Below are 17,536 nucleotides of genomic sequence, written 5' to 3' on the forward strand. Positions count from 1 at the left end.
CATTTGACTACTATTCCCTTGAAATTGTGAAAAATAACAGTTTACGGATTTTTTTATTGTATTCAATTTAAATGGTGATTGAGCCTAATCCAATATTCAATAGGATATAAGAATTTACAATAAAATTGATAATAAGGTGAGGCAATAATCGAGTTTGTGTTACCGCTTTTGTGACGGCCAAGTAGAGATTTAATAATGGGTAGAAAAGCCCTTACCAGGAATGGTGTACAGTCTACTTTTTCAATATTGCAGCCACTGGCTTTAACCATCTTTTTAGCAGAACCAAAGGTGAAAAAGCGTATATGGGTGCGATCCATGACGCCTGTCATTTCGTAATTAAAGAGGCCAAAAACAAGACGTAAGCGATTCAGCCAATTTGCTACATTGGGGAGTGAGATCAGGATTTTCCCATCTTGTTGGAGAAACTCCTGATAATCTCGCAAAATTTGTAAGGGATCATAAACATGTTCCAGCACATCAGAGAAAACAAGGTAATTAAATTTTTTACCTTGCAACACATCGCGCACGGTTGCTACTTCATGCAGATCGGCACAGATAACTTGATGAACTCTCTTTTTTGCTTCTTCAGCAATGAAAACATTTGATTCCAGGGCAAACACTTCATAGCCAAGCTGGGCTAAAGCGGCACCCAAGAGGCCTCTACCTGCACCGACGTCTAAAATAGTTGCTGATCCTTTGGCAGGTGGTATTTGCTTTACGATACCTTCATTGATTTCTTCCAGATAGGGATAATCTTTATTTTTTTGAAAATCCAAAATGAAATTTACATCTGGCATAAAGCAGATCCGGTTAGTTTAGTTAGGGCATTTTTTAAATAAAGTAATTTCGTTTGGTGGCAATCCGCCTTATCACCATTTAATGTTGCTGCGAGCTTAATGGCCCTGTCGACTGCCATATCAACATTGATATATTCAAAATAACTAAAGCGGCCTAACAAATGGATTCCCAGGGAGGCAAACCAGGACCTTACTTTAGCAATATTTTCTTCATAACCGACGTCATAGACAACATAAGAATGCTCTATACGGTCAATTTTCTCAAAAACAATTTCGTCGTCAGGAGGCAATAGTTTTCGCTTTTGTAAACCTAGTTTAGTGTGCATTAATATTTCCGTATCTGACCTGTTCCAGGTTGCGGAGTTTTTAGCGCAAGTGATTTCAGCTTGTAAACTCCAATGTCCTTCTGGCCCATTCGCTGCAGAAAAGGTACACGGATAGCTGATTCGATTGACCAGGAATTCTGCTTCTGGAAAATAAACTGCGGTATATTGATTGTTGTCAACGCCACGTATACCAAAAGAAACAACAAACATGGGGTTAACAATTAATTGTTCGACAGCCAATCTAATGTCATCAGGTATTGCGATATCTAACTTGGTAATGAGGTTGTGAACAGGCATTGTACTGATAACTTGATCAAATTCTTTCATGCTGCCGTCCAGATCAAACAATCTGATTTTGCCGTTAATGAACTGCACCTTATCAACGGTAAATTGATAGGTAATGGGACTCGTTTTCTTCCAGGCTTCACTGATCGCTTGATAACCACCGGCTTGCGGGTAGAAATAATAGAGTTGATGCAGATAACCTTCAGTCGTATACCCCAAGGAAGATTTGAGAATGTCTTCCGGGGGAGGGTTAGGGATACGATCAGCCATGGACATTGAAAGTTGTTCTACCGGAATATTCCATACTTTTTCATTGTAGGGAAATAAATAGCGTGAACAAATCCCTTCGCCAAAGGTTTTTAAAAACCACTCTTTCATATTGGCTGGGTTTGCGTATTTTTCTTTATAAGGATTAAAAATAAAATGACGGATACAGTCATAATTATCTTCCAGGGATAGCGCTTTTAAGTCATTCTCAAAAGGGTATTTAAGCAACCGGTCTTTATAGGAGATTTTATTGTTACGTCGACACCGGGCAACATTCTCACCCAAGGTAGCAACAATAAAATCTAAAATGTCTTTATCACGAGAAAATAAAATGTGCGGGCCATAATCAAAAGTAAAGCCATTGGCGAGGAACGATGACGCATGTCCGCCAACATGATTTTTACTTTCCAGGATCTCCGGTGTATCCTTCAGAAAAAGGCTCACAGCCAGACCTGATGGTCCTGCGCCAATTACTGCAAGATGAGACGATGTATTGTTTTTTTGCTTATTTATCATCTGTTAATGGCCTATCCAAAAATCGATACTCCCATGAGATGGGAATTTTATTGATATCATTATATCTAGTTGTCTGCAAATATTATCAGAGCGCTAGTCACTCAATTGACCTGAATAAGGGAGGACGTCTTACATGAGTTTACCAGTTGCCCTATTAGCCGGCGGGCTCGCGACCCGTTTACTTCCTGTTACTGAGGAAATTCCTAAATCATTGGTAAAAGTGGCAGGCGAATTTTTTATCAATCATCAACTCCGTTATTTACGCAAGCAAGGAATAAGAGAGGTAGTTCTTTGTGTGGGGCATTTGGGTGAGCAGATTGAAGCTATTGTAAGGGATGGTTCTGCCTACGATTTACAAATACGTTATTCTTGGGATGGCCCTCGTCTTCTCGGGACGGGGGGGGCGTTAAGACAAGCATTAGCGCTTTTAGGTGATGCTTTTTTTATTCTTTATGGGGACTCTTATCTCCCTATTGATTTCAACGCTGTAGAGCGAAGTTTTCATGAAAGTGGCAAGCCTGCCTTAATGACAGTATTTAAAAATGAAAATCAGGGGGACATCAGTAATGTTCTATTTACTGACAATAAAATTATTGAATATAACAAACAGAACCCCTCTTCTAACATGCAATATATTGATTATGGATTAAGTATTTTGTCTGCATCTCTCTTGGAGCATTTTCCTAAGGGAGAACCGTTTGACTTGGCTGAACTCTTCCATGATTTATCGCTTCGGGGAGAATTGTATGGTTATGAAGTATTTGAACGCTTTTATGAAATAGGTTCTCCGGCTGGATTAAAAGAGGCCATTAATAAGTTACAGGCACAGTAGTCAACGGAATAACGCGATTATCGATGTCCTCGAGCCAGGTCAGAGTCCTTCCTGTTTGCTACATAGGTGTCTGCCATTTCTTCATCGGTTATATCAACCGGCATATTCACAACGTTGCTTTTTGCAAAAAATGAGTGTTCAAGACTCCAGCTTTTTTTTGTAAATGCTTTCTTGATATGGCGAAATAATTCATCAACCCCATCACCAGTGAGCGCGCTTGTTTGAACATAGGCAATAATATTATTAGCTTCTGCTTGTAATTTTATTGTTAGTGCCTCAATTTCATCGTGACTGATTTCTCGTTGTTTATGAAGATCCGACTTATTGCCTACCAGGATAATAAACCGGTTTTTCAGGACAAATCTTTTGGCGTCATTGACATAATGTTCGACGTGGCAAAAGCTTGCTCTATTGGTCAAATCAAAAACAACTACAATGCCTTGAGCATTGTGGTAATAAAAAGGATGAATGTTCTTATAGCGTGGGTGTCCGCTCATATCCCAACAGGCACTTAACCAATCGGATTTAAGGCGAAATACGTATTCTGCACCAATGGTTGGTGTGGGTTCATAATGATCGCTGCAGTGATAGTGTATGAGTTGAGTTTTACCTGTATTGGTATCGCCAATAATAACTAATTGATTCTTCATAGAAGTTTAGGATAGATATTTACTTAATCAGGGGACTATGTCATGTATTTAAAATAATTACCAGTTCCATCGAATAGCCTATACTCTGGAATAAGATGGTATCTGCTTCATCACAATGTGCGTGGTGAAAATAGTGATTACTTAGAGGAGTAATGATGGAATTTAATGCCTTATATGAAGAATTAGGCCTTAATTCAAAGCAGAGTGATGAAGAGAGAGTCCAGATTTTAGCGCAATGGTGTTATGAAAAAGTATCCAGAGATATCCGCTTTACTGATAAGCCAGAAGAAAACTATGACAACTATGAGGAACTGGCAACAGACTACCTCGAAGAATTTCTAATCAATATTCCTCAGGATCTCGGGAAGGAGGTAGACGCGTTTGAGGGCAGGAATACTATCCAGGCAGCCGCCTTCTTGGGGCTCGATCAAGTAATCACTTCCTTAAATCCACAAAGGGATTTATTAAATAAACCCGATGCTCAGGGAAATACACCTTTGCATATCGCTGCTTTGGCAGGGCATTTTTATACTGTTTCGGTTTTGCTTGATCTTGGTGCTGCTTTTGACAACGCCAATAAACAGTCGCAACTACCTATTTTTAGTGCTTTAGTAATGCCTATGCTTTATGAGGATGACTTAAAAGAAAAGAAAATAAGAATTTTTAGACTATTAAGGGAGAAGTCACCAAAAACCCTGGGGCATCAGGATATTGGTGGGGATACAGTACTCCAATTGATGGCAATTCACGATTTTTCTACTTTATTGGCCGAGGTTCTGAAAACAAATCCTGAGCTGGCCTTGATTAAAAATAATTATTTCTGTTATCCAATTCATACCGCTATTTTAAATAATAAAACCGATTGTGTCCGTATTCTGATAGCGATGAAGCAAGCCGCAACCTTGGCAGATAGCAAGGGACGATTAGCGCTCCATTATGCTGCTCGTTATAGCAATAAAGATATTACTATTCTTTGCTGTGAGGCCAGCAAAGATCTTAATGTTCTTGATGGAAGAGGACGTACCGCTATCATGTTAGCAGCACAGGCAGGAAATAATGCCGCTCTGAACGTGCTTGTTGATAAAGGGGCGGATGTACATGCTATTGATAGTGAAGGCTATTCAGCACTTCACTACGCTGTACTTGCAGGGCATTTAGAAACAGTACGTTGGTTATTAGCAAATACAACTATTGATATCAATGCGCCTGATAGTAAACAACAAACGCCGCTTGCTCTGTGTAATACCCCTGAGAAAATTCAAATTAAGAACTTGCTTCTAGAGAGAGGGGCAATTTAACTTCCTCTTTAACAAGGATATTAAGCATATAGACTGGACGGTGTTACTGTACCCATTTTTTCTGGTACTACCTCTTCATCGTCCTGGAGAGCCAAAAGGCCACTACTTGTTTGGGAGCGGATTAACAAATTAATGGGAGACGTTTCCGAAATAGTTAGTGTACTGGTAAGCAAGACACAGGAGGCATCAGTAAATGCACGATGAATTAGGTTCCATAACCCTGGTTCTGTGGCTGTAACCTCACACACTTGCCGAACAAACTCATCAACGTCTCCAGGCCAGCCATTTTTTTCTAAACAAGTAAGGTTGGAGTTTAGAAGCGCTTGCAGGGATGGCTTATCATAGGCATAAAAAAAACCTTTGCTCTCATTAATATAAGTCGTAATCCCCTTTTGTCTGAAAGCGCTTTTTAATTCTTCAATATTGTAGCCGCCTTCAACAATTTCCTGTGTAGTGAGATAACCAAGCGTTTTCTTGATACCTACCAAATTAAGGTCGCTGGTAATTTTATCCGAAAAAAATTCACTTATTTCTTTAGAAATATAACGTTGATCTCGATGACGCTTGGGGACAATAAGATATAAAAGATTTGTCTCTTTGCTATCGAATAATTGTCCCAAACTAACATGATTATTTAGTAGGGCTTTCCTATTAAAAAGCACTCGCAGATCATTAATATCTTCAACAGTACATTGATCTGTAAATTTTTTCTTATAATAATCTACTATTTGCGATTTTAAATCGAGAATAGTAGATTTGTCATCAAGAGATAATTCAAATTCACTATCATCAATGCTCTTTATAAGAAACTTCATTTTCCCACCTGACTAAAAGAGAATTTGCTATTCTATCCTAGTTAAATTAAATAAATATTAAGGAAATATTAGGAGTTATTTTCGATCAAAAACTGTTGTTTTTATTTTTAAACTACCATTGTTAGCAAGGGGCGGCTATGCAACGAATTATTTTTATATTTTTTTTAGCAGCGGGATTGGTGGGCAGCCTCTCTGCATCAACGATAAACGATTGGCAATTATCGCCAGAGGGCTTTGGACCCATCCAAATTGGTATGACCTTAAAACAGGCAGAGCAGGTCGCTGGGATGAAATTTGGCTCTACCAAACCGGAGGTAGATCAAGCGGAAGATGAAAGTTGTTTTTATGTTAGCCTAAAAGGAACTCAGGGTTTATCCTTCATGATTTCCGGCGATAAAATTGTACGTATTAATATCACTTCCTCGTCTTTTTCTACCTCAAAAGGGGCAAGAATTGGTGATTCGGAAGCACAAGTACAAGCTTTGTATGCTGGCAAGCTAGAAGTTGAACCCCATCACTATGATCAAAACGGTCATTATCTTACCCTTATTGAAACATTGAAGGATCGTGCCATTCGCTTTGAAACGGATGCTAAGGTAATCACGCAAATTTACAGTGGTAGAAATCAGGAAACACATTATGTTGAAGGTTGTTTGTAATGGAGCCCTAATTTTAATGCTGTCCTATAATTAATCATAATTTGCTCTTAATCCTACACAGTAAAGTACCTCTCTTAGACTAGGGAGTTGATGATGAGCAACCAAAATCATGAAACTCGGTAACGGTATGTTAGGATATGGTCAAGTAGTTGCACGTGTTTATGATCTGTTAGCAATTGCTGGTGGATGTTCGATCACTATGAATTGGCCGCATGAAATTTTTCAATAAAGGATAATCATGCTCAAAAAATTATGGCGGGGAGAGTACCCATTATGGCTAACATTTTGGGTTGTTGCTGTAGGGGGTACACTTTTACTTCAGGGTTTTGTTTATCTCATTCAGTTTTTTTACAGCTCTAACTCGATACAGAGCGTTTCTTTTATTTATCTAATACTGGCGGTTGCGCCGCTATATACCGTATTTTTATGGATTGTAACAGGACGCAGTTCAGTGAACTATAAAGGGAGACGACTGTGGCCAATTATGGCAAAAATAGTTATTGCATTAATTCTTTTTAAATCATTAACCGATATTTATCTTATCTACGAATATGAAACGATAAAAGATGATTTTCGCGAGCAACTTGTCAAAAAAATACAGGCTAAAAATAAGGAGCTGCCCGTAAAATGGGGAGAAACATTGGAGTGGTACAAGGTCGCTGTTGAAGGCAACAACATGGTTTTCTATTATCGATTTGTCAATTTGAATCCACTCCAACAGGCCTCTCTGCAAATTAGCCCGGTGCTTGTCCAGAAGCGGTTGAATGAGATATTTAGTGGGGAAGCAGTTTGTAAAAGCAAAGATGCCACCTTATTTTTTCAACATAACATGGGACTTATCTATCGTGTGGATAGAAATGGACAGCAACCTTATCTTGTTTATGTAACGGCAGAGCAATGTAAAGAAAAAACAGATTGAGCTTGGCAATTATTCCTGGAGATTGGGATTAGAAAATAAGAAAATCAAAGGCGCCGGGACAATAAAGTCCCCGGCTAATGTTGCTTGTAGAACACGACGTCATTTACCAATAAGAATAAAAATGGCAGCGACCAGGGCGACAATTGCCACTACGATACTTGGAATGGAAATACCTGGTGCTAGAGTACTAAGAGCAACCAGGATTAAATAGACTGCTAGAAAAATAAAACCGATATTTTTTATAAATGTCATAATTATTCCTTTAAATAATTCACTCGACTTCTTCGGAAGAAGTCCATAGAGGGTCCAACGCAATGTAGTTCCACAAGGAACCAGAACTAGTATGACTGAACACGATTCTTGGGTCTAGAGCCAAGGAGAAAGACAAAGAAGCGAAGCTCTGTAGGTCCCATTTTTAACAGCTTGCAACGAGCTGACCGCCTGATAAGCCGCCATCAATGACGAGTTCGCTGGCTGTCATAAAGCGAGATTCGTCAGAAGCAAGATAGACAATGGCATAGGCAATATCCTCTGGTTGACCTATATGGCCAATGGGTTGAATTGTATTGTGCCGGGCAATAAATTCTTCATAACCTAGCGCGGATTTACGTGCTACTTCTTCCAGTAGGGGAGTCCAAATGTAACCGGGATGAATAGAGTTAACACGAATTTTGTCTTTCGCATAAAGCATCGCATCTGTTTTAGTCATTAAGCGAATTGCTGCTTTAGCGGCGTGGTTAGCTGGGTAATCAGGTGTACCAATTAAACCATGTAAAGAAGACATGTTGATAATACTACCGCCACCGGCTTCTTTCAGATGAGGAATAGCATGTTTGGTGCAGAAGAGAACACTTTTGACATTAATGTTCATTACCTTATCCCATTCTGCTTCGGTGAGTTCATGGGTCGGTTTATTATCGCCAATAATACCTACATTATTGACTAATACATTGATTCGGCCCCAGGTTTCACTAATCTGAGAAAACGTGGTTTGCACTTCTTTCTCAAGAACGGCATTCATTGGCCAAAATTTAGCCTTCCCGCCCTGGTAATTGATTTCGGCAACAATTTTTTCTCCCTTTTCTCTATTGATATCGAGTAAGGCAACCTGCGCTCCCTCTTTGGCGAGTAAACGGCAAGCAGCTTCACCAATACCCGAAGCACCTCCGGTAACCAGGATGATTTTGTTGTTTAATCTGTTCATCAACTTTATCCTTAAACCAAATGGGTCAAGTCTAACGTACCAATTAGGTTTAAACTACCTTGGAAAGATATCCAATAGCTTATGCTTAATAGTTTGGGGAGATAAAATGATGATTACCATTGAACAGCTTTCTCCTAAAATTGCGCAAAATTTATGTCGCAAGATTACAGCAGATCTGCCTGAGTATTTTGGTTTGCCTGCCTGTAATGAACACTATGCAAGGGGTGTCTTAGATAGAATTAATTTTGCAGCAAAGCTTGGTAATGATTATGTAGGACTTTTATCTTTGGATTTTCCTTATCCAACAACGGCCAATATTTATTGGATGGGAGTCATGCGCGAGAATCATCGTCAAGGGGTAGGTTCTCTTCTGATTTTGTCGGCAATGAATTATGCGCATCGATTAAATGCTTCTACTTTAACAGTGGAAACATTAGCGCCAATGGAAGCGGATAAAAATTATCTAAAGACTTATCAATTTTACCAAGCACAAGGCTTTTCTCCATTATTTAATTTAAAACCAGAAAACTATGATTTTCTGATGGTCTATATGGCAAAAAATATATCTGATACTGTCATTAAAAATGAGAATAAGATTAGTCTCAGATTGTTAATGCAAACTGATATTCAGCCCATTGTAGAAAAATTTAGCGGACATGATTGGGTAAAACCTGCGTCAACGTTTATGACTTATTTAGCGGAACAAAACAGAGGTGAGCGTATTATCTGGCTTGCTTTTTCCCAAGATGATTTTGCCGGTTATGTTACTCTAAAATGGCTATCGTCCTACCAATCATTTCGAGATCAAAACATTCCGGAAATTATGGATCTGAATGTATTGCCACCTTATCGTAATAAGGGGATTGGCTCCTGTTTGCTCGATCGGGCTGAACAGGAGAGTGTTAAAAAAAGTACTCGATGTGGATTGGGAGTTGGGCTTTATGGCGATTACGGACAGGCGCAAAGACTCTATATAAAAAGAGGATATCTACCTGATGGTCTGGGGATAACGTCTCACTACAATTATGTTGTCCCTGGTGGTCGTTATGCCGTGGATGATGATTTAGTCCTTTGGTTAACTAAAAAATTAGTTTAGTATGAATTAAAGATTGAATGTAGCGGATTAGAAATCCGAATAAGCGCGAGATAATTAGGTTTACCCAGGTGAGTCGACGCTAAGAATATTATGAATACATTACAATGGCTTTCGCATCTTATTGGTTTTAACACCATTTCCAGTAATTCGAATATACAATTAATTGAGGCAATTGAGGCCTGGTTTAAACGGTATGATATTCCATATCGTCTTATTTACAACAAGAAAAAATCTAAAGCAAATTTATTGGCAACTATCCCTGCAATCAGTGGTGAAACACAGGGAGGTATTATATTCTCTGGCCATACCGATGTAGTTCCTGTCGCTGGACAGCCTTGGGATACAGATCCTTTTATCGCCACCGAAAAAGATGGCAAAATTTATGGTCGTGGGGCCTGCGATATGAAAGGATTTGTTGCTGTTTTACTTGCTCTTGTACCCGCATTTAAAACATTAAATCTTTTAAAACCTATCCATTTTGCTTTTACCTATGATGAAGAAGTTGGCTGTATAGGAGCGGACGTTTTAACCAGGTATTTACGGAAAATAGGTCTGCAGCCAGAAGCTTGCATCATTGGTGAGCCTTCTAATATGCGGCCAATAGTTGGAGAGAAATCCAGGCAAGTTTATCACTGTCAGGTCAAGGGTTTGGCAGCGCACTCATCACTTCCCATGCGTGGTTGTAATGCAATTGAATATGCAAGTCGTTTGATTGCTTACGTAAGCAATATTGCTAGCTACCTGAGGCAAAACGGTCCTTTTGATGAGGATTTCGATGTTCCTTTCACAACGATTTCTACGAATATTATCAGTGGTGGAATTGCTGCGAATGTTACCCCAGGTAATTGTGAATTTATTTTTGATGTGCGATATATCCCACAATTTCTACGTGAAAATTTCCGTAGTCAAATTGAAAATTATATTCGTGATGAATTATTACCTGAAATGAAAATAATACACCCGGATGCTGCGATTTACCTCGATCAAATATCTGACTCCACTGGTTTTAACGCGGCGGAAGATGCTCTCATTACGCGATTAGTGCGTATGGTTACCGGTGTAAAAGAGCGGCTGAAAGTTTCTTATTCAACGGAAGCGGGCATTTTTCAAGATGCACATATTCCTACGATTGTTTGTGGTCCGGGTGACATTGAGCAGGCACATCGACCTAATGAGTTTGTCAGTATCGAACAACTCAAAATTTGTGAAAAAGTTCTAAGTAATATTGTTAATTTATTTTGTCTGAATCTAGAAGCTGGCGGCAGTTCTTAATTTCATGTTATTGATTTTTAATACGGTAAAAACGACATTCCATATCCAAATAATAATCATCCTTATAGTATTCCATACCACAATTTTTCATTACGCGAAACGAGCCTTTATTTTTCTTATCGGCATAAGCAATAATATAGTCTGCTTGAATATAAGTTTTTGCCCAATCCAGCAGCGCGCTTAGTACTTCTGTGCCATAACCTTTATTCCAGTATTTCTGATGAAAAAGATAACCCACTTTGGTTTCGCCGCTATCAAGGTGATCAAAATAAGCTTCACCAACAAAATCATTGGTTTGAAGTTTAAAAATAACAAAGCAGGGTAGGCCTTTGGTTTTGCAGTTCACCATACAGTCATTCATATAGGCTTTAATTTCATTATCAGTCAGAGTACCCTCGGGAAAGAATTCTTTAACAACTGGATCCTTATCCAGGCTTCTGAGATGTTCAATGTCTTCCCTTCGCATAAAACGCAAACCCAGGCGTTTTGTTTCGATTAGATAGTTTTGCATCCTATTTCATACCATTGTTGATTTCATTAAACTCATCCCTGTTATTAAGCATGGCTGAAAAATAGGATGCTTTCCAGTTGTCATGGTGAGCACCGGCATGACGGATAGTCATTTATACCTTTTTTACAAACTGCGATTTCAATTGCATAGGACCAATGCCGTCAATTTTACAATCGATGTCGTGATCACCCTCAATTAATCTTATATTTTTAACTTTAGTACCTACTTTTACGACCAATGAAGAGCCTTTCACTTTTAAATCCTTGATCACAGTCACCGTATCACCATCTTGTAGGATATTTCCGTTCGCGTCTTTAATGACAGTTTCTTTATCAGTGCTCTTTTCTGAGATATCTTTCGGCCATTCATGGGTACATTCCGGGCAAATAAAAAGCAGGCCGTCTTCATAAGTGTATTCAGAGTTGCATTCGGGGCATCTTGGCGGGTTATTCATGTTAAATCCTATTGTTGATTGGCTTTCAATTCGAAACAGTACTGTTATTTTTGGGCAGTAACCATTTTTTTCCTTCGACTAAACGGGCAATCATCATACTACTTACGCTATTACCTGTCACATTTAACATGGTCGCGAGAGGATCGATAAGAATGCTAATCGCTGCTATAACTATCAGTACTGAAGGTGGAAATCCATAGATAGTCAGGATTAATAATTCACCGAGCATACCACCACTTGGAATGGCTCCCATGACTGTCCCAACCAGTAAGGAAACACCCAGCGCGGTGAGTAACACGGTTGCTCCAGAAAAATCCAGATGAAAAATACCAAACAAAAAGGCAATTTTAAAAACACCACCTATCACAGAGCCATCTTTATGAATGATGGTTCCAAGCGGGATGGCTGTTTCATAAATTTCTGGGGTAACATTCATTTTCTTTGTGGCAATCAAATTGGCAGGAATGCTGGCAGCGCTGCTACAGGTTGCGATGGCTGTAGTCGCAGGAAGCCATACATTCTTCCAAAATGTTCTTATCCCAGCTGTTTTACCGGCGAGGTAGGCGTAAAAAGTATAAGCAGCGATGAAATAAACCAGTGACGAAACATAATAAATGACAGTAATGCGAACATAGCTTTCCATTAATTTAGGACCCAGTTCACTCACTAAAACAGCAAAATAAGCAAAAAAACCAATGGGGGCGTAATACATAATGAACGAAAAAACGCGCATGAAAATTTCTTCACCTGATTGCAAAAAGGCGTTGAATAATTTGCCTTTTTCGCCGGTAGTGGCAACAGCCAGCCCCACTAAAACTGAAAAGACAATTAAGGCAAGCATATTTTCGTGGGAGAGGAGTTTGGAAAAATCCGGAACAGTGAAGATAGCGGCAATTTGACTGGAAAAACTGATCGTGGCTACTTTCTCAGGGGTTGCCAACTGTAAGTAAACATCTTGTGCGGGCGGGAATAACTTTACAATAAAAATGGTATAGACAGCTGCTACCATTCCAGTAAACAGAAAAACAATAGCCATATAGAAAATAATTTTTCCCAGTTTTCCCAAAGAGCCTGCACGTGCAATAGCCGAAGATACACTGAAAAAAATGAGTGGTACAATTGCTGTAAAAATTAAATTGAGAAAAATATCGCCCAAAGGTTTTAAATAACGGGCACTGGAGCCAAAGAAATGGCCAGCCAAGCCTCCCAGCAAAATGGAAGTAATTAAAATAATGGGAAAAGCATATGAGTTAAGTGTTTTGTGTGGAGTTGTCACAACCAAAAATGTCCTATTACTTCTTCAGCCAATGAACTTAGATAACAGAATTCATAAAAAAAGTCACTTCACTCGCTAATTTTGCGTTATTTTATCAATGAAAATCTCTTAATATTTTTTTAAGAAACGCTTAATACTTTCTTAAGATTTCCTTAATGTACGAGGACTATACTTATAAAAGCTTTTTCTCTAAGGATGTACCTCATGCCTACCGTAAGTATTGAACCAAATACCAATAAACAGATCAGAACCAATTATGCCCGCACTCTAAAGCAAATTAAACATGATTACAAAGAGTTAATGGAAAGATTTTCTAGCCTTGGTCGAGCTGTATCCGCATCAGAAGCTTTTATGATGGAATTGGGGAAAAAAGTTATTAATCCATTGATTTTAATAGAAGATGATGCAAAAAAATTAGGTAGAGATACGCATGTTTTACCCAGTTTTATCAAAAGATCAGAGCTTTGGGCTTTGTGTAAAGATTCAAAATCTCTTCTTCTTAAGTTGTGCGAAAGAGATGCATGGCTACGCCGATTAACGGGTGCGGATAGTAAGCACGGCAGAGAAGAAGATCGTGAAGCGTTTCAGAAACGAGTGAATAAGTTCAAGAAGACATTACAAGAGTTAATGAAAGATACGAATGAATATGATCTATGCCTTCCTTTTATAGAAAAATTTGAACAAGGAACCCTCGGTGTGTTTAATGACTATCGCAAACAACTGAGTTTCGCAGAAAGAGTGACTCCCCACTTACTTAAGAAGTTTTGTGAGCAAGATCATAAAGGCTCTTTGCAAGTGCAACAGGCAAGTATCTTAAATCAGGTTTTCAGAAAGTTGAACGCCATCTCTGATAATGGGATTACTCAGGAAGAACTCAAATTTAAACAAACCAATGCTTACAAAGAAGCTGCTTCCCCAATGGAGAAACGAATCCTATTGAAGAAGCATATGGATGCCTTTAGAGAAAGTTTACCTCTGCAGGAAAAACTGGAATTCCTGGATCGCGTCCTGGAGAGTCAACAACCCTTTAAAAAAAGAACGCTCACCAAAGAAGAAAAGAAAACGTTAACTAAAGAAGAAAAGGCGACAATAGCCCTGGAAGAAAAAGAAAAAGCGCTTCAGCACAAGGCAGATAAAAAGGAATTTGCACCTTTATTTAAACGTAATACCAAGGCAGAGCAGCAAGGAAACGCTATTCATATTATTCAACATTTGAAGGACCTTCGAGCAGCTTTAGCAGTAGCAGAAGAAGCCAGAGTTGGATATCTTCAAGCTGTGCAGGCATCACAACCAGAGGCGCGTAAACGAAAAACAGATTCTGCCAGGCCTTCTGCCCCAGGGGAAAAAACGGGGATCCATAAAAAGCAAAAAACGGAATCAGGGAGCTATGCAAGAAAAATGCGTCTTTTCCATGAAGCAGAGCAACAATCAGAGCAAACAGCAGAAGAAACTGATGATATGGATCTTGAAACAACAGAAGCACTTCAGATTGTACCCATGTACTCAAAATAAGAATTGAAAAATTCCTGCGTCTTATAAGGGGCATCGTATTGTGAGTTTCAAACAATGCGATCGTCCTCATTATTTAATACTTCCTTGTGCTTATTATTCGTTTGATGTTTCCCAAATTTTTACGCAATTTCTTCCAGCAGCCTTTGCGGTGCTCATAGCCTGCATGCTGTGATCTATACATTGCTCAATAGGCATGTGGGGATCAAGTAAGGCTAAACCGGTGGAAACTGTAATGCGAATAGTTTCCTGCTGGCCTGCATCGATGGTTATAGTGGCAAGACCTCTTCGTAAGCGCTCAACCACTTTTTGGCTTGGGGCTAGTCCAGTGAAAGGAATACATAACAGGAATTCCTCACCACCATAGCGAAATACTCTGTCATAAGGCCTGAGATTATCAATGAGGTAATGTGCGACAGCTGCTAATACCTTATCGCCTATGTAGCGTCCGTGTTGCTCGTTAATCTCACTAAAATGGTCCAGATCAACCATGGCAATACAACAATTTTGATCCTGGCGCTTGGCTAATTCCTGTTGTTCTCGCAAGATGGGTAAGATGCCTAATTGTGAAATAGCCCCAGTCAACGCATCGCGATTATATAATAAGGACTCTAGTTCACCTTTTAATGCAGTAATTTCCAGCTGTAAATAGGCCAGTGCGCTGCTAAAAAGATCATAGCTAACAGGGCTGATATTTCCTGTTGCTGTTTCTTTCACTAGCTGTAAAGCGAGAAGATGTATTTTTTTGTGTGCTTCATCGATAGTAAGAAATCCAGGATAGTCATTGAGTTCTTTAGGGGCTGATGTGCATAGCCATTGACCAAAGATACATTTATGGTGCCCATCGGCTTGTAGATTATTATTATCAATGGGTAAATGGCAAACAAGGGCGCGAAGGAGCGTGCTATACCATTGTAAATGTTCACTAAGTGCCTGTTCAAGCTGGATGATGATCTGTTGGAGCTCATGGCGTGGAATCATGTTGGCTGATAACATTATACATCCTTATAGTTATCCAAAACCACAGTCACTCTAAGTATATTAGGTCGCTATTACAAAAACAACCTGCTAGATTTTTAGCAGGCTATAAGACTTTAAGCGAGTTTGCCAGGCCGTTCTCTTTCCCAATATTTTAAAGGTGATAAAGAAGGATTTGCCATGGCGTCTACAGGCAGATAAAAAGTTTGTTCCAACAAAAATTGCCCCCCTAAGGCAGCATGGGAAACTTGATCAGTAAAGACTATCCACGTGCTATTGGCAGGAAAATCAAATCGTTGTTTATTGACGGTTTGTTGATATTCATCATCAAGCTTCATCGTATCATGTAAATTGAGCTGATAGTGATCATAGGCTGAGCGCAGCGTTTTAGTTGCTTTTACCCAATGTAAAAATTTAGCGCGGATTGGACTATAGTTTGGAATCCCTGCGGCAAAGCGGTTAAGCACTTTGGCAAACGGCTCACCCAGATGCCAGACTCTTGGTGCTCCATGCGGGTTAATATTGCAAAAGACGCGTAATATACGTTGCCCGTTAACTGGGCTGGCTGGAAAAGAGTCAACATGCAGACGAGTATCATCCTTGCGCTTTGAGCTGACTCTTCCTTCAATCTCGGCAGGGCGATAACTCGTTCTTCCCCATAGCAGAGCCTCTTGATATTGGGGAATTAAGGTATCTACCAATTGCTTCGCAAATTCTGCATAGCGCTGCATAAATGCCTTTAATGGGGCAGATAGGGCATTTTCATCGCGCTGCTGGCGATAACCACCTAAGCGTTGGCGGCTATAATCAAAACTGACATTTTTATGTTTACCATCCAGGATTGTTTCCGTGAGTAATTGCTCGGTTTCTGCTGTCTGAAGAGAAAAAGCATAATTAGGAAAGTAAATGACTTTGCCAGCCTCCAGGGATTGCAAAGCGAGTTCTTTATTGTCCCCTCTAATAGACTCTAAATCACTCGTGTTCAGAATATGCAATTGGTCGTTCATATTGCCTCAGACTTTATTAATTAGACGGCATAATTCTAGCAAATTATTCCCTCTGTTTGCTGAAATTGATGAATTATCTTATTTTGCAGCCTATTATTGAAGGGTACATGGATATTTTCTTATATATCCTGGGAAGGTTTAACGATAAACAATATCAATCGTTATGATTTAACTAATTGATTTTAAAATATCTTCTTTTTACGCTATCTTTAATACATAAGAAATAACAAGGAGTTTCATATGAGCGATGTCGTCAAAAAACTATCAATTATCATGGCAGATACTTATGCATTGTATTTAAAAACCCAAAATTATCATTGGCATGTTACCGGTCCCCAATTTAAGGCGTTGCATGAGTTATTTGAAATGCAATATCTGCAATTGGCTGAGGCAGCTGATCAAGTCGCTGAACGTCTCCGCATTATGGGGCATAAAGCGCCAGCGACGTTTAAGGAATTTGAGCAATTAAAGAAGATAAAAGATGGTGATTCCAGCCTTGATGCTAACCAGATGGTGATCGAACTTGCTAAGGATCATGATACGTTGGTGAAAGATCTAAACCAGGCAATGACCTTAGCACAAGAAAATAATGATGAAGGTACTGCCAATTTACTTTCTAATCGTATTGAAGAGCATGAGAAATCACGTTGGATGTTAAATGCATCACGGGCCAAATAATCTGTAAACAGCGCTAAAGAAAGCAGCAGGACTTAGTTCCTGCTGCTGATTTCGATCTTGATCCTGACTTAACCTTTGCTTGAGAGTTTCCCACACACAGCCAACGCCCCGCGCTTTATAACCGGAACCCAGCATGATCTAAAATAATTGTAGAATTTCTATCACTTCACTGGATTCCGTGCATAAA

19 protein-coding genes are annotated in these 17,536 nt (G+C 39.3%); 8 read left to right on the top strand and 11 right to left on the bottom strand.

Translation table 11 applies throughout. The annotated features are described in order from the left end of the window. Positions 1-62 precede the first annotated feature (62 nt). Together Lfee_RS02260 and Lfee_RS02265 are read right to left on the bottom strand one after the other, a co-directional pair. Complete coding sequence (locus tag Lfee_RS02260; RefSeq protein ID WP_058443667.1) at positions 63-797, bottom strand: class I SAM-dependent methyltransferase; 735 nt, start codon at positions 795-797, stop codon at positions 63-65. Further along, on the bottom strand, positions 785-2,191 hold the full coding sequence (locus tag Lfee_RS02265) for a protoporphyrinogen/coproporphyrinogen oxidase (RefSeq protein WP_058443668.1): 1,407 nt from the start codon (positions 2,189-2,191) through the stop codon (positions 785-787). Before Lfee_RS02265 ends, Lfee_RS02260 begins: the two co-directional genes overlap by 13 nt. A gap of 133 nt (positions 2,192-2,324) precedes the next feature. Between Lfee_RS02265 and Lfee_RS02270 the strand changes: the two genes are divergently transcribed. Further along, positions 2,325-3,023 carry a nucleotidyltransferase family protein gene (locus Lfee_RS02270; protein WP_058443669.1) on the top strand — a complete coding sequence of 233 codons (699 nt, stop codon included), beginning with the start codon at positions 2,325-2,327 and terminating at the stop codon, positions 3,021-3,023. A gap of 17 nt (positions 3,024-3,040) precedes the next feature. Here Lfee_RS02270 and Lfee_RS02275 read toward each other — a convergent pair whose 3' ends face one another. After that, complete coding sequence (locus Lfee_RS02275) at positions 3,041-3,673, bottom strand: Rab family GTPase (RefSeq protein WP_058443670.1); 633 nt, start codon at positions 3,671-3,673, stop codon at positions 3,041-3,043. Positions 3,674-3,828: 155 nt separating this feature from the next. On the opposite strand from Lfee_RS02275, the gene Lfee_RS02280 reads away from it, so the two are divergent. After that, entirely contained in the window at positions 3,829-4,971 is a 1,143-nt protein-coding gene (locus tag Lfee_RS02280; RefSeq protein ID WP_058443671.1) for an ankyrin repeat domain-containing protein, read from the top strand. Positions 4,972-4,991: 20 nt separating this feature from the next. Here the strand turns inward: Lfee_RS02280 and Lfee_RS02285 are convergent, their stop codons facing one another. Continuing rightward, positions 4,992-5,786 carry a hypothetical protein gene (locus Lfee_RS02285; RefSeq protein ID WP_058443672.1) on the bottom strand — a complete coding sequence of 265 codons (795 nt, stop codon included), beginning with the start codon at positions 5,784-5,786 and terminating at the stop codon, positions 4,992-4,994. Between the two features lie 137 nt (positions 5,787-5,923). Between Lfee_RS02285 and Lfee_RS02290 the strand changes: the two genes are divergently transcribed. Together Lfee_RS02290 and Lfee_RS02295 are read left to right on the top strand one after the other, a co-directional pair. Then, positions 5,924-6,445, top strand: a complete 522-nt coding sequence (locus Lfee_RS02290; RefSeq protein ID WP_058443673.1) for a hypothetical protein — start codon at positions 5,924-5,926, stop codon at positions 6,443-6,445. A gap of 238 nt (positions 6,446-6,683) precedes the next feature. Further along, the gene (locus Lfee_RS02295) at positions 6,684-7,364 is read left to right on the top strand and encodes a hypothetical protein (protein ID WP_058443674.1); all 681 of its coding nucleotides are present in this window, start codon (positions 6,684-6,686) and stop codon (positions 7,362-7,364) included. Between the two features lie 99 nt (positions 7,365-7,463). Here Lfee_RS02295 and Lfee_RS17305 read toward each other — a convergent pair whose 3' ends face one another. Together Lfee_RS17305 and Lfee_RS02300 are read right to left on the bottom strand one after the other, a co-directional pair. After that, complete coding sequence (locus tag Lfee_RS17305; RefSeq protein WP_165482141.1) at positions 7,464-7,616, bottom strand: hypothetical protein; 153 nt, start codon at positions 7,614-7,616, stop codon at positions 7,464-7,466. A 163-nt stretch (positions 7,617-7,779) separates the two neighbouring features. Next, positions 7,780-8,568 carry an SDR family NAD(P)-dependent oxidoreductase gene (locus tag Lfee_RS02300; RefSeq protein WP_058443675.1) on the bottom strand — a complete coding sequence of 263 codons (789 nt, stop codon included), beginning with the start codon at positions 8,566-8,568 and terminating at the stop codon, positions 7,780-7,782. A 106-nt stretch (positions 8,569-8,674) separates the two neighbouring features. Between Lfee_RS02300 and Lfee_RS02305 the strand changes: the two genes are divergently transcribed. Next, positions 8,675-9,664 (top strand): GNAT family N-acetyltransferase, encoded by a 990-nt coding sequence (locus Lfee_RS02305; RefSeq protein ID WP_238584849.1) that lies wholly within the window; start codon positions 8,675-8,677, stop codon positions 9,662-9,664. Between the two features lie 90 nt (positions 9,665-9,754). Next, positions 9,755-10,936 (top strand): acetylornithine deacetylase, encoded by a 1,182-nt coding sequence (argE, locus tag Lfee_RS02310; protein WP_058443676.1) that lies wholly within the window; start codon positions 9,755-9,757, stop codon positions 10,934-10,936. 7 nt (positions 10,937-10,943) lie between these two features. Here argE and Lfee_RS02315 read toward each other — a convergent pair whose 3' ends face one another. The 3 genes from Lfee_RS02315 to Lfee_RS02325 form a co-directional block, all read right to left on the bottom strand. Further along, on the bottom strand, positions 10,944-11,447 hold the full coding sequence (locus tag Lfee_RS02315; RefSeq protein WP_058443677.1) for a GNAT family N-acetyltransferase: 504 nt from the start codon (positions 11,445-11,447) through the stop codon (positions 10,944-10,946). A gap of 112 nt (positions 11,448-11,559) precedes the next feature. Continuing rightward, entirely contained in the window at positions 11,560-11,901 is a 342-nt protein-coding gene (locus tag Lfee_RS02320; protein ID WP_058443678.1) for a zinc ribbon domain-containing protein YjdM, read from the bottom strand. A gap of 25 nt (positions 11,902-11,926) precedes the next feature. Beyond that, positions 11,927-13,177, bottom strand: a complete 1,251-nt coding sequence (locus Lfee_RS02325; RefSeq protein ID WP_058443679.1) for a dicarboxylate/amino acid:cation symporter — start codon at positions 13,175-13,177, stop codon at positions 11,927-11,929. A gap of 204 nt (positions 13,178-13,381) precedes the next feature. Between Lfee_RS02325 and Lfee_RS02330 the strand changes: the two genes are divergently transcribed. Continuing rightward, positions 13,382-14,689, top strand: coding sequence for a hypothetical protein (locus tag Lfee_RS02330; protein ID WP_058443680.1), 1,308 nt, complete (start codon positions 13,382-13,384; stop codon positions 14,687-14,689). A gap of 93 nt (positions 14,690-14,782) precedes the next feature. Here the strand turns inward: Lfee_RS02330 and Lfee_RS16595 are convergent, their stop codons facing one another. Together Lfee_RS16595 and Lfee_RS02340 are read right to left on the bottom strand one after the other, a co-directional pair. Beyond that, positions 14,783-15,682: a diguanylate cyclase gene (locus Lfee_RS16595; protein ID WP_082646545.1), complete on the bottom strand. Its 900-nt coding sequence runs from the start codon at positions 15,680-15,682 to the stop codon at positions 14,783-14,785. A gap of 98 nt (positions 15,683-15,780) precedes the next feature. Beyond that, positions 15,781-16,671 carry a Kdo hydroxylase family protein gene (locus tag Lfee_RS02340; protein WP_058443681.1) on the bottom strand — a complete coding sequence of 297 codons (891 nt, stop codon included), beginning with the start codon at positions 16,669-16,671 and terminating at the stop codon, positions 15,781-15,783. A 240-nt stretch (positions 16,672-16,911) separates the two neighbouring features. Here Lfee_RS02340 and Lfee_RS02345 point away from each other — a divergent pair, with 240 nt between their 5' ends. Then, positions 16,912-17,349, top strand: a complete 438-nt coding sequence (locus tag Lfee_RS02345) for a Dps family protein (RefSeq protein WP_058443682.1) — start codon at positions 16,912-16,914, stop codon at positions 17,347-17,349. Positions 17,350-17,536: the final 187 nt, after the last annotated feature.

Origin of the sequence: Legionella feeleii, assembly GCF_001467625.1 — a bacterium.
Classification (GTDB): domain Bacteria; phylum Pseudomonadota; class Gammaproteobacteria; order Legionellales; family Legionellaceae; genus Tatlockia; species Tatlockia feeleii.

Coding starts and splice junctions, on each gene's coding strand:
- Lfee_RS02345 (WP_058443682.1), top strand. CDS start 16,912: ATGAGCGATGTCGTCAAAAAACTATCAATTATCATGGCAGATACTTAT.
- Lfee_RS02290 (WP_058443673.1), top strand. CDS start 5,924: ATGCAACGAATTATTTTTATATTTTTTTTAGCAGCGGGATTGGTGGGC.
- Lfee_RS02330 (WP_058443680.1), top strand. CDS start 13,382: ATGCCTACCGTAAGTATTGAACCAAATACCAATAAACAGATCAGAACC.
- argE (WP_058443676.1), top strand. CDS start 9,755: ATGAATACATTACAATGGCTTTCGCATCTTATTGGTTTTAACACCATT.
- Lfee_RS02295 (WP_058443674.1), top strand. CDS start 6,684: ATGCTCAAAAAATTATGGCGGGGAGAGTACCCATTATGGCTAACATTT.
- Lfee_RS02270 (WP_058443669.1), top strand. CDS start 2,325: ATGAGTTTACCAGTTGCCCTATTAGCCGGCGGGCTCGCGACCCGTTTA.
- Lfee_RS02305 (WP_238584849.1), top strand. CDS start 8,675: ATGATGATTACCATTGAACAGCTTTCTCCTAAAATTGCGCAAAATTTA.
- Lfee_RS02320 (WP_058443678.1), bottom strand. CDS start 11,901: ATGAATAACCCGCCAAGATGCCCCGAATGCAACTCTGAATACACTTAT.
- Lfee_RS02340 (WP_058443681.1), bottom strand. CDS start 16,671: ATGAACGACCAATTGCATATTCTGAACACGAGTGATTTAGAGTCTATT.
- Lfee_RS02285 (WP_058443672.1), bottom strand. CDS start 5,786: ATGAAGTTTCTTATAAAGAGCATTGATGATAGTGAATTTGAATTATCT.
- Lfee_RS02315 (WP_058443677.1), bottom strand. CDS start 11,447: ATGCAAAACTATCTAATCGAAACAAAACGCCTGGGTTTGCGTTTTATG.
- Lfee_RS02275 (WP_058443670.1), bottom strand. CDS start 3,673: ATGAAGAATCAATTAGTTATTATTGGCGATACCAATACAGGTAAAACT.
- Lfee_RS02300 (WP_058443675.1), bottom strand. CDS start 8,568: ATGAACAGATTAAACAACAAAATCATCCTGGTTACCGGAGGTGCTTCG.
- Lfee_RS02265 (WP_058443668.1), bottom strand. CDS start 2,191: ATGATAAATAAGCAAAAAAACAATACATCGTCTCATCTTGCAGTAATT.
- Lfee_RS02280 (WP_058443671.1), top strand. CDS start 3,829: ATGGAATTTAATGCCTTATATGAAGAATTAGGCCTTAATTCAAAGCAG.
- Lfee_RS16595 (WP_082646545.1), bottom strand. CDS start 15,682: ATGTTATCAGCCAACATGATTCCACGCCATGAGCTCCAACAGATCATC.
- Lfee_RS02260 (WP_058443667.1), bottom strand. CDS start 797: ATGCCAGATGTAAATTTCATTTTGGATTTTCAAAAAAATAAAGATTAT.
- Lfee_RS17305 (WP_165482141.1), bottom strand. CDS start 7,616: ATGACATTTATAAAAAATATCGGTTTTATTTTTCTAGCAGTCTATTTA.